Source organism: Stutzerimonas nosocomialis, assembly GCF_005876855.1.
GTDB classification, from domain to species: domain Bacteria; phylum Pseudomonadota; class Gammaproteobacteria; order Pseudomonadales; family Pseudomonadaceae; genus Stutzerimonas; species Stutzerimonas nosocomialis.
In genome coordinates, this window is sequence record NZ_QLAE01000006.1 from 172,274 (window position 1) to 183,609 (window position 11,336).

10 protein-coding genes are annotated in these 11,336 nt (G+C 66.3%); 6 read left to right on the forward strand and 4 right to left on the reverse strand.

Annotated features, from left to right (window positions below):
• The first annotated feature begins 2 nt into the window (after positions 1-2).
• The 3 genes from DN824_RS05840 to DN824_RS05850 all read left to right on the forward strand — a co-directional run bounded on the left by DN824_RS05840 (position 3) and on the right by DN824_RS05850 (position 3,090).
• A complete protein-coding gene (locus tag DN824_RS05840; RefSeq protein ID WP_138407405.1) occupies positions 3-512 on the forward strand; it encodes a DUF2271 domain-containing protein in 510 nt (169 codons plus the stop codon).
• A gap of 11 nt (positions 513-523) precedes the next feature.
• Positions 524-1,453, forward strand: coding sequence for a DUF4198 domain-containing protein (locus DN824_RS05845; RefSeq protein WP_138407406.1), 930 nt, complete (start codon positions 524-526; stop codon positions 1,451-1,453).
• 68 nt (positions 1,454-1,521) lie between these two features.
• Positions 1,522-3,090 carry a flavodoxin domain-containing protein gene (locus DN824_RS05850; RefSeq protein WP_241666566.1) on the forward strand — a complete coding sequence of 523 codons (1,569 nt, stop codon included), beginning with the start codon at positions 1,522-1,524 and terminating at the stop codon, positions 3,088-3,090.
• 31 nt (positions 3,091-3,121) lie between these two features.
• Here DN824_RS05850 and DN824_RS05855 read toward each other — a convergent pair whose 3' ends face one another.
• Both DN824_RS05855 and DN824_RS05860 read right to left on the reverse strand, forming a co-directional pair.
• On the reverse strand, positions 3,122-4,075 hold the full coding sequence (locus DN824_RS05855) for a hypothetical protein (protein ID WP_138407407.1): 954 nt from the start codon (positions 4,073-4,075) through the stop codon (positions 3,122-3,124).
• Between the two features lie 382 nt (positions 4,076-4,457).
• The gene (locus DN824_RS05860) at positions 4,458-5,522 is read right to left on the reverse strand and encodes a hypothetical protein (protein ID WP_138407408.1); all 1,065 of its coding nucleotides are present in this window, start codon (positions 5,520-5,522) and stop codon (positions 4,458-4,460) included.
• Between the two features lie 530 nt (positions 5,523-6,052).
• Here DN824_RS05860 and DN824_RS05865 point away from each other — a divergent pair.
• Entirely contained in the window at positions 6,053-6,280 is a 228-nt protein-coding gene (locus tag DN824_RS05865) for a hypothetical protein (protein ID WP_138407409.1), read from the forward strand.
• Positions 6,281-6,326: 46 nt separating this feature from the next.
• On the opposite strand, the gene DN824_RS05870 is transcribed toward DN824_RS05865, so the two are convergent.
• A complete protein-coding gene (locus DN824_RS05870; RefSeq protein ID WP_138407410.1) occupies positions 6,327-8,579 on the reverse strand; it encodes a TonB-dependent receptor in 2,253 nt (750 codons plus the stop codon).
• A gap of 154 nt (positions 8,580-8,733) precedes the next feature.
• Between DN824_RS05870 and DN824_RS05875 the strand changes: the two genes are divergently transcribed.
• The gene (locus tag DN824_RS05875) at positions 8,734-9,414 is read left to right on the forward strand and encodes a Fe2+-dependent dioxygenase (RefSeq protein ID WP_138407411.1); all 681 of its coding nucleotides are present in this window, start codon (positions 8,734-8,736) and stop codon (positions 9,412-9,414) included.
• A gap of 1 nt (position 9,415) precedes the next feature.
• Positions 9,416-10,180 carry a tetratricopeptide repeat protein gene (locus DN824_RS05880; RefSeq protein ID WP_138407412.1) on the forward strand — a complete coding sequence of 255 codons (765 nt, stop codon included), beginning with the start codon at positions 9,416-9,418 and terminating at the stop codon, positions 10,178-10,180.
• Between the two features lie 148 nt (positions 10,181-10,328).
• On the opposite strand, the gene DN824_RS05885 is transcribed toward DN824_RS05880, so the two are convergent.
• The coding region (locus tag DN824_RS05885) for a type III PLP-dependent enzyme (protein ID WP_138407413.1) at positions 10,329-11,336 on the reverse strand (1,008 nt) is incomplete at its 5' end.

Below are 11,336 nucleotides of genomic sequence, written 5' to 3' on the forward strand. Positions count from 1 at the left end.
TGATGCGTAAACACCTGCTGTTGCCCCTCGCGCTGTGCAGCCCGTCGCTGATGGCGGCGAACCTGGAACTCGGCGTGGAGATCCCGCGTCTTCAGGTGGCCGAATACCACCGCCCGTACGTGGCGATCTGGCTGGAGCGACCCGACCAGAGCCACGTCGCCAACCTTGCCGTCTGGTACGACACCAAGCTCAAGGACAAGGAAGGCGAAAAGTGGCTCAAGGACCTGCGCCAGTGGTGGCGTCGCAGCGGCCGCAGCCTGGAAATGCCGGTCGATGGCGTCAGCGGCGCGACCCGTGCCGTCGGCGTGCACAAGCTGACCTATTCGGACGCGCAGGCGCCGCTCGAGGCGCTGCCCGCCGGCGATTATCGCGTGGTGGTCGAGGCCGCCCGCGAAGTAGGCGGGCGCGAACTGCTGCGCCTGCCCTTCAGCTGGCCGCCCACGCAGGCCACCACCGAACAGGCCCAGGGCGAAAGCGAACTGGGCACCGTTACCCTCACGCTCACACCCTGAAGGACGCCCCCATGAAACCGATGATCAAGTGGACCGCACTGGCGCTGGCCATCTGCCTGCCGCTCTCTGCCCAGGCTCACCGGGCCTGGATGCTGCCCTCCGCCACCGTGCTGTCGGGTGAAGACCCGTGGATCACCGTGGACGCCGCGGTCTCCAACGACCTCTTCTACTTCGAGCATTTCCCGTTGCAGATCGAAGGCATCGGCCAGCCCGGCCAGGGACGCCCCGGCCCGCAGGCATCCGCGCCCGCCACTGCCGCCAAGGACAAGCCCGCCACGCCGCAGGCCGGCGCGACACCCATGCGCCGCCCCGGCGCCAAACTGCAGATCATCGCCCCCGACGGCAGCCTGCAGAAAGCCGAGAACGGCGCCGTCGGCCGCTACCGCAGCACCTTCGATGTCCACCTGACCCAGAAAGGGACCTACAAGCTGGCCATCGCCAACGACGGCCTGTTCGCCAGCTACAAGGAAAACGGCGAGCAGCGCCGCTGGATGGGCAGCGCCGCGGACTTCTCCGCCCAGGTGCCCAAGGAGGCCGAAGAGCTCAAGGTGTCCCAGCGCAGCAACCGCATGGAAGTCTTCGTGACCTCCGGCAACCCCAGCGAAGGTGTCCTCGAGCCCACCGGCCAGGGGCTGGAGCTGTCGCCGGTCACTCACCCCAACGACCTCTTCGCGGGCGAAGCGGCCGAGTTCGTCTTTCTGCTCGACGGCAAGCCCGCCGCCGACCTCGAGGTGAGCGTCATCCGGGGCGGCAACCGCTACCGCGACGACCTGGCCGAGATGAAATTCACCACCGATGCCGACGGCAAGGTCGCGATCACCTGGCCGCAGGCGGGCATGTACTGGCTGGAAGCCGAACTGGACACGCAGCAGAACGTGATCGCGCCGGCCACCACCCGCCGCGCCAGCTACAGCGCCACCTTCGAAGTGCTGCCGCAGTAACCGACCGGCGCCGAGCGCTGTCCCTGGGCAGCGGCTCGGCGCCTGTGATTCCCCGCAGGTTTCCCTCCTTGTCCGACGCCCGCTCCCGCATTGCGCCCGCCCTTCGCCACTGGCCATGGCTCGGCGCGCTGCTGCTCGCCGTTCTGCTGCTCTGGCTGCGGCCGCCGCGCGGGCTGTCGGCCGTGCTCGTCGGCGTCGCCTACCTCGTGCTCTGCCTCTGGTACCGGCCCCTGCGACGAGGCGATGCGACCGTGCCGGCCCCGTCGGCGCACGACCTGCTGATCCTCCATGCCAGCCAGGGCGGACAGGCCCGCGCCCTGGCGGAACTCAGCGCCGCGCAGCTGAAAGCAGCCGGGCTCCACGCTCAGCTGCTGCCGCTCAACGCCTGCGATGTCGGACGCTTGCAGCGGCAACGCCGCGTGCTGTTCGTCTGCGCCACCTATGGCGAAGGCGAGGCGCCGGACGACGGTGCCCGCTTCGCCCGCCAGGTGCTGGGCCGGGAACTCGATCTGTCGCACCTCTCCTACGCCGTGCTGGCGCTCGGCGATCGCCAGTACGCGCAGTTCTGCGGTTTTGCCGTGGCGCTCGACCGCTGGTTGCGCCAGCGCCATGCCTCGCCCCTGTTCGATCGGGTCGAGGTGGACCGCGGCGACGCCAGCGCCGTACGGCACTGGCAGCACCTGCTGGGTCATCTCAGCGGACGCAGCGACTTCGTCGACTGGCAACCGGCGCCCTATGGCCGCTGGAGACTGGAGCGTCGCCAGTGCCTGAACCCCGGCAGCCCCGGCGCGCCGATCCATCACCTGGCGCTCGCGCCAACCGACGCGCTGCCGGCCTGGCGCGCCGGCGATATCGCCGAGATCGGGCCGCGCCAGCCAGCCGCAACGGTCGCGGCCTGGCTGGAACGCCTCGGACTCGACGGGGCGCAACCGCTCGAAGACGGCCAATCGCTGGCCCGACACCTGGCCGCGTACCGCCTGCCCGATGCGCTGGACGCCTTGCGCGGCCTGCCGGCCCAGCAGCTGACAGGCCAGCTCGCGAAGCTGCCGCATCGCGAGTACTCCATCGCCTCGGTGCCCGCCGACGGCTGCGTGGAGCTGCTGGTCCGCCAGCAGACCGGCCAGGATGGCGGTCTCGGCCTGGGCTCCGGCTGGCTTTGCCGATACGCCGCGCTCGGCGAGTCGATCGATCTGCGGATTCGCTCCAACCCGGCGTTCCATGGGCCCGGCGATGCCACCCCCATGATCCTGATCGGCAGCGGTACGGGACTGGCCGGCCTGCGCGCGCACCTGCGCGAGCGCGCAGCGGGGTCGCGCAACTGGCTGCTGTTCGGCGAACGCAGCGCGCGCCATGACGCCCTGCTGGACGATGAACTGCAAGGCTGGCAGCGCTCGGGCCATCTGGCACGGCTCGACCGCGCCTATTCGCGCGACGGGGGACAGGTCTACGTACAGCATCTGCTGCGTGAAGCGGCGCAGCCGTTGCGCGACTGGCTGGAGGACGACGCCGCGCTCTACCTGTGCGGAAGCCTCGAAGGCATGGGCCGGGACGTGCACCAGCTGCTGGTCGAGCTGCTGGGCGAGGATCGCCTGGAGTCGCTGGCGGAGCAGGGACGCTACCGCCGCGACCTTTACTGACTGGCGGCCGGCGCGCGCCGGCCCGGTAGGCTCAACGCTGGGTGATGGTCGCCTGGTTGCCGCTGCCGTTCTGCATCACGCTGGCGCTGGGGGCGACCGCCGAGGACGCCTGCATCAGGGTGACCTGATTGGCCGTGCCGATCTGGCTGATCTGCGCTTCGCCCTGATAGGCCTGCTGGTCGACCTTCGCGACGTTCTCCGAGCCCACCTGCGTCAGCTCCAGATAGGCGTCGCTAGCGCCCTGGTCGATTTCCGCACGGTTGAAGTCGCCCGTCGAGCTGCCCGTGAACACGATGCGCTCCCCACCTTGAACGACATCCAGCTCGTTTCCGTTACCCTCCTGGCTAAAGTCCACCTCATTGAAATGACCGCCCTGACGGATATCCGCCTGGTTGTTGTCGCCTTTCTGCTGCAATCTGGCGCTGCCGGGGTTGTTACGGGCGCCGCCCGTCTGACTCATGCTGGCGACGTTACCGTTGCCGATCTGTTCGAGGGACATCACACTGCCCGCACCGGCCACCTGATGCACGATATTGGCGATGTTGTCGTTGCCCACCTGGGCCACGTCGATGTCGCTGAAGCCGCCCTGCGTCACCTGAACGTCGTTGTTGTCGCCGATGGAGCTCACGGTCAGGTTGGCGCGGTACCACTGCTGGACGGCCGTCACGCTGTTGTTGTTGCCCTCCTGGTACAGCACGGCGCTCGAGCCGTTGGTGAGATAGGGCTCGCCTTGCTGACCCTGCCGCAGGTCCGCCTGGTTGCCGTCGCCCAGTTGGGTGATCTCGCCAAGGTTGTCGTAGTCGACCTGGTGGATGCTGGCACTGTTGAGGTTGCCGACCTGGGCCACCTTCGCCTGGTTCTGCTCGCCGGCCTGCTCGACGTACGCCGTATTGTCGCTGCCATCCTGGCTGATGACCGAGTGATTGCGTGTGCCGGACTGGATTTGTTCGGCCAGATTGCCGTCGCCGTTGAACTGCTCGATCACCGCCTCGTTGTCGATGCCCTCCTGATCCTGCAGCGCCGTATTGGCGGCCAGGCATGGCCGCTGAAGATGAGAAACAGGCAGGCAGCCAGTGGCTTCAGTGTGCTCATGTATACGTCCTCCTCATGATGTCGTTCGCGGGCCGCCTTCCCGAGTGCTCGGGGGTGCTTGCGGGCGACGGGCCTGCCGGATTGTTCGCTCGAGGTCGGGGCGCGGAAATCGGCCGATCGATCCAAATTGGACGTGCATGAGACGAGCGGGGAATTAGTCCCGTACCGCTCATCGGCAGTCTCGCCGAATGGGCTGCCTGTCGTCGGAATCCGGCTGAAGGAGGGCTGTTTGGTGCCGAGGTGAACGCGGCCGGCAGGCGCCGGCCGCGACTGACTCAACGCTGGTGGATGGTTGCCTGATTGCCGCTACCGTTCTGCATCACGCTGGCACTGGCGCTGGCATCCCAGGAGGACTGCACGAGAGTGGCCTGGTTGGCCATTCCGATCTGGCTGACCTGGGCATTGCTGTTATAGGCGCCCTGGTCGATCTGGGCGAGGTTCTCGGAACCGACCTGAACCAGTTCCGCGTGGTTACCGTCCATGCTCTGCTGGATCTCGACGCGGTTGAAGTCACCGGTCGAGCTGCCCACCAGCACGGTGCTGCGCCCGCCCTGGTAGGCGTCCAGTTCGTTGCCGTTGCCGTCCTGGCTGAAACGGAGCTCGTTGAATCCGCCGTACTGGGCAACGTTCGCCCGGTTCGCATCGCCGTTCTGCTGCAGCGTGGCGGTGCCGGCGTCGTAGCGACCGCCCCCGCTCTGGGCCATGCTGGCCGAGTTGCCGTTGCCGGCCTGGCTGACCTCCATCGAACCACCGAAGCTGTCGTTGTGCTGCTCGAAGGTGACCACGTTGCCGCTGCCCTCCTGCTGCAGCCGGGCGTTGCCGAAACCGCTTTGAACCACGTGCATGCTGTTGCCGTCGCCCAGGGTGGTCACGGTCAGATCGTTGCCATACCAGGTCTGGTCGACCGTCAGGCTGTTGTCGTTGCCCTGCTGATACAGCGTCGCGCTCGAGCCGTTGAGCAGATAGGGCTCGCCAAACCCCTGGTCCTGGTTGAGAACGATCTGGTTGCCGTCGCCCAGTTGGGTGATTTCGCCCACGTTGTTGTAGCCGACCTGGTAGACGCTGACGCTGTTGAGAGTGCCGACCTGAACCAGTTCGGCCTGGTTCAGCGGTCCGTACTGCTGGGTGATCGCCGTGTTGGCGCCGCCATCCTGGGTGATGGCCGAGCGGTTGAGATCGCCGAACTGGCTCTGGTCGGCGACGTTGCCGTCACCGTTGAGCTGCTCGATCAGCGCCTCGTTGTCGGCACCGTCCTGAATCTGCAGCGCCGAGGTGGCGGCCAGGGCATGGCCGCCGAAGATGAGAAACATGCAGGCAGCCAGTGGCTTGAGTGTGCGCATTCAATCTGCTCCTTGTGGATTTCCATGCCGCGTGCCGCCTTGTCGTTCAAGCGCTTCGGGGGAGTGGCAGCCTCCTTGCTTGATCCTTACGGGCGACGCGGCTGGCCGGATTGTTCGCTCGGGAACCCGGGCGGGAACATCGGCCGATCGACCTAATTTGAAGGCTCGCCGAATGAAAAAAGGATTAATCCCGCGCCGTTGAGCGGCCGCCTCGCTCGAAGCGGGCGACCTGTCGTCGGAATGTGCGCAACATCCAACAATTTCAGAGCCATAGCCGTTATGCTGCTGCCCGTTAGTACCCGCTGCATATCAACAAGACCGCCTGCGCGGCCCCTCCTTGATCGTCACCGGCCTGAACCTTGCCGGGACTCCTTGCCTCCCAAGTACTTTCGCCAGCTGCAAGCATCCTTGTGCGATGAACTTCTTCAGCTGTCTCTGCTCCGATAAGGATCATTCTGACTGCCACGTCTGGCAGCGAATTCGGAGTTCTTCTTCGCGGCCGTCTTGGCCGAACGTGAGTACCTATAAAGATGTCGATTCAACAACAAGCACAGGCCGCCATGAGCGCCCTCCGCAATGCCTTCTCCCCGCTGCAGTGCCACATTCTGGCGACCACCAGCAAAGGGGGCTTCAGCTTCACCCTGGTCAACGAGCACGGCGTCGCCCGCCACTCGGAGCGGCTGTATCCGGACCACTACCTGCACAGCGACAAGCTGCAGGCGGTCATCGAACGCGCTCAGCGATCACTCAAGGCCTGACGAAAAAGCCCCGCAATCGCGGGGCTTTTCATTTGTGCCTGTCCCGTCAGAAATGCACGTTGGTGCTCAGCAACACCGTGCGCCCGGCGGCCACATGGGCCATGTGCGCGCCGTAGACCTGGTCGAAATAGCGCTTGTCGGCGAGGTTCTGCACGTTGAGCTGCAGGTCCAGGTTCTTGCTCAGCCGATAGGCCGCCATCGCGTCGTAACGCCAGTAGTCGGGCACCTGGATCAGGTTGGCCGTGTCGCCGTAGCGCGAATCCACATAGTTCGCCCCGCCCCCGACGGTCAGGTCCTCGGTCAGGTGGTAGGTGGTCCACAGGCTGAAGCTGTTCTGCGGCGTGCTCGGCACCTCGTTGCCGTCGTACAGGCCCTGCACCCATACCGGCGCGTTACGGGTGCCAACGTTGGCGGCGCCCGACTCGACCAGTTCGGCGTCCAGGTAGGTGTAGCTGGCGAACACCTGCCAGTTGCGGGTGAGCTGGCCGGTCGCGCTCAGCTCCAGGCCGTCGACCCGGGTTTCGCCGATGTTCGACTGGAAGCCATCGGCGTTGGTGACCCGCGCGTTGGTCTTCTCGGTGCGGAACAGCGCGGCGGTCAGGCCGAGGCGCTCGTCGAGCAGGTCCCACTTGGTGCCCACCTCGTAGTTGCGGTTGCGCTCGGGATCGAGGATCTCGTTGCTGGTGCTGAGGCCGTCGGCGCCTTCCCCGGCGGTTTCGCCGGACGGGTTGCTGGAGGTCGACCAGGCGACGTAGACGCTGCCGTTGGGCAGCGGGTTGAAGACCAGGCCCAGCTGGTAGTTCCAGAAGTGGCTGGTGTTTTCCGGCCGGGTGACCGCACCGGTGGCTGCGACCGCCTTCTGCCGGGTCTCGTAGTCGTCGTAGCGCAGCCCCATGTTCAGCGACCACTGCTCGTTGAATTTCAGCGTGTCGAAGACGTAGGCGGCCAGCGTCCGGGTGTCGGTATCGGTGCTGGCACTGCTGCGCGCGACGCTACCGGTCCAGGCGTCCTTCGGATTGGGATCGTAGAGGCTGGTGCAGTCGCCCGACGCCAGGGTGGCCGCGGTACAGGTGGTCCCGGGCGCGCCCTGGGTCACCACGTAGGGCCGGTTATGCACGTCGACCGCGCTCGCCTCGATCCCGCCGACCAGGGTGTGTTCGAGGCCTGAGGTCTCGAAGCGCGCGGTCAGGTCGGTCTGGTTGACCCAGCTCCGGTTGCTGGAATTGCGGTTCTTGGACGACCGCGACACCAGCCCGTTGGCGACGTTGCCGCGCGAATCGTCCGGGTTGGTGACGATGGTGTCGAGCGTGGTGCGGGCGATGCGGGTGGTGTTGGACAGGGTCAGGCTGTCGCTCAGGTCGTGCTCGAGCCGCAACGTTCCGGCATCGGTGGTGCTCTCGCGGAAATCGCGCGCGGCGAGCCCATAGAAGTTGTCGCGATCCACGCTGACCGGCGTGCGACCGGGGTTGGCGGCGGTGGCGACGGTCAGCGGCAGGCCGTAGTCCGGCATGTCGTCGGTTTCCAGATGGTAGTACGACAGCGTCGCCCGGGTCGGCGTGTCGAAGCCGAAGGTCACCGTCGGCGCGACGCCCCAGCGGCTCACGTCGACACCGTCGCGGCCGGCGACGTTGGCATCGTGCTTCATCAGGTTCAGGCGGCCGGCGACGTTCTCGCTGATCACCCGGTTGACGTCCAGGGTGTAGCGGCGGGTCTGGTCCGAGCCGTAGGTGAAGCCCGCATCGGCGAAATCGTTGCGCTTGGCGGTCTTGCTGACGAGGTTGAGGCTGCCACCGGTGGAGCCGGCGCCGGTATAGGCCGACCCCGGCCCCTTGCTCACCTCGATCTGCTCGATGTTGAACACCTCGCGGGTCTGCGAACCGAGGTCGCGCAGGCCGTCGACGAAGGTGTCGCTTTCGGCGTTGAAGCCGCGGATGATCGGCCGGTCGCCCGCCGGATTGCCGCCCTCGCCCGCGCCGAAGGTGATGCCCGACGTGGTACGCAGGGCATCGGCCAGCGACAGCGAACCGCTGTCCTTCATCACCTGCTCGGAGATCACCGTGACCGACTTGGGCGTTTCGCGCAGCGGCGCGGTGTACTTCCTCGACGCCGATTCGGTCTTGTAGGCCTCGGCCTGGCCGACGACCGTGACGGACTCCAGATCGACCGCGGACTCGCTGTCCGGACGGGGCTTGGCGGCAGATTGCGCAAGCGCCGGCGATGACAACGCGGTCATCGCGACCCCGATGGCCGACGCCATCAGACCCGGGTATTGCAGCTTGAATTCCGGCGCTTCGCGCATGGTGAACAGTTCCTCGAGGGGGTAATGGGAGCGGCGAAAATATGCGAAACGAGAATCGATATCAATACATTTTCTTACATTTTCTATACACTTTCGCCTTGCACGATGAGCCCGCCCATGGGCCATCGCCCGTCCCGCCTGCCCCCGGTGAGCCATGCTGCTGCGCATCTGCAACCTGTTTTCCCCCGACGAACTCCGGAACATCCGCACCGCGCTGAGCGATGCCGACTGGCGCGATGGCAAGGCCACCGCCGGCTACCAGTCGGCCAGGGCCAAGCACAACCTCCAGCTCGCCGAAAACGATCCGCTTGCCCGCGAGATCGGCGAGGCGATGCTGCAGCGCCTGTGGCACCATCCGCAGTTCATGTCCGCGGCACTGCCGAGCAAGGTCTTCCCGCCCCTGTTCAACCGCTACACCGGCGGCGGCGCCTTCGGCTATCACATCGACAACGCGGTACGGCAGGTCGGCGCGGGCACCGAGCGGGTGCGCACCGATCTGTCGGCCACGCTGTTCTTCAGCGAGCCGGACAGCTACGAAGGGGGCGAACTGGTGATCCAGGACACCTACGGCACACAACGGGTCAAGTTCGACGCCGGCGACCTGGTGCTCTACCCGGGCACCAGCCTGCACAAGGTCGAGCCGGTGACCCGCGGCGAGCGCCTGGCCTCGTTCTTCTGGATCCAGAGCCTGGTCCGCGAAGATGCCCAGCGCACCCTGCTCTACGAGCTGGATCAGGCGATCCAGCAACTCAATCGGGACGTGCCCGAACACCCTTCGCTGATCCAGCTGACCGGCACCTATCACAACCTGCTGCGCCGCTGGGTCGAGGTCTGACATGCACCTGCTCCGTGAAGAAGTCGTCAGCGACGAACAGATGCTCAGCGAACTGCAGCGCAATCCGCGCCATGCCGCGCGGCTGATCCTCGATGCCGCCGCCGAGGGCGACCTCGATGCCCAGGCGCTGCTCGGCCAGATCCTGCTCGACGGGCGCGGTATCGCGCAGGACGCCGCGCTGGCGCTCCAGTGGTTCCTGATCGCCGCCCACCGCGGCCACGCCATGGCCAGCAACATGGCCGGGCGCTGTCTGGAACTTGGCTGGGGCTGCGAGCCCGACCCGGCCGCCGCCGCCCGGCACTACCGCCACGCCGCGCGTCGCGAGCTGGACTGGGGCCTCTACAACCTCGCCAACCTGCTGGCCACCGGTCGCGGCGTGCCCATGGACCAGGCCCTCGCGTTTCGCCTGTATCACCGCGCCGCCGAGCTGGGCCATGCGAAGTCGATGAACCTGGTGGGCCGTTATCTGGAGGACGGCCGCGTGGTGCCCGCCGATCCCCAGGCCGGCCACCAGTGGTATCGGCGCTCGGCCGAAGCCGGCGACTTTCGCGGTCAGTTCAGTTATGCCGCGGTGCTCATCGCCCAAGGCGACTGGGAGCGGGCACGCCACTGGCTCCTGCAGGCGCTGCAGGGCGGGCACCTGAAGTTCCTGCGCAAGGCCCGCGACGAACTGCTGGCAGCGGCCCTGCCGGAGATCGACGACATCGCCCTCGCCTATTCGCGCCGCTGCAACGAACTGATCGGCCAGGCCACCTCGCCGGTCTGAGCGTCGTCGCCGACTCGCGCGTTCGTGCCTAACCCGTTCGCGGTCAAGACCAAACGTCCCCGACCACGCCCAAAGGGACGCGAGATTTGTAGGAACACCAGACACGAAAACGCCGCGACAAGCGCGGCGTTTCGGTCAGCGGCGGGGCTCAGAGGTAGTAGGCCTTCAGCGGCGGGAAGCCGTTGAATTCCACCGCGCTGTAGCTGGTGGTGTAGGCGCCGGTGGAGAACCAGTACAGGCGATCACCACTGGAGAGGTTCAGCGGCAGGCCGTACTTGTAGTGCTCGTACATGATGTCGGCGCTGTCGCAGGTCGGGCCGGCGATCACCACTTCTTCCATCTCGCCCTTCTTCTCGGTCCAGATCGGGAATTTGATGGATTCGTCCATCGTCTCGATCAGGCCGCTGAACTTGCCCACGTCGGTGAACACCCAGCGCTCCACGGCGGTACGCGACTTGCGCGAGACCAGCACCACTTCGGAGACCAGCACGCCGGCGTTGGCGATCAGCGAGCGACCCGGTTCGAGGATGATCTCGGGCAGTTCGTCGCCGAAGTCGTCCTTGAGGAAGCGGATGATCTCTTCAGCGTAGGTGGTCAGGTCGTTGGTCTTGGCGATGTAGTTGGCCGGGAAGCCGCCGCCCATGTTGATCATCTGCAGGACGATGCCGTCTTCTTCCTTGAGGCGCTCGAAGATCACCTTGACCTTGGCGATGGCGGCGTCCCAGACATCGATGTCGCGCTGCTGCGAGCCGACGTGGAAGGAGATGCCGTAGGGCACCAGGCCCAGCTGCTTGGCGAGGATCAGCAGGTCCAGCGCCATGTCGGTCTGGCAGCCGAACTTGCGCGACAGCGGCCAGTCGGCGGTGTTGGAGCCTTCGGTGAGGATTCGCACGTAGACCTTCGAGCCCGGCGCGGCCTTGGCGATGTTGCGCAGGTCGGCTTCCGAGTCGGTGGCGAACATGCGCACGCCCTTCTCGTAGAAGTAGCGGATGTCCTTGGATTTCTTGATGGTGTTGCCGTAGCTGATGCGCTCCGGGCCGACGCCGGTGGCCATCACCTTGTCCAGCTCGTAGATCGAGGCGATGTCGAAGTTCGAGCCCTTGTCGCGCAGCAGTTCGGTGATCTCGGTGGCCGGATTGGCTTTCACCGCATAGTA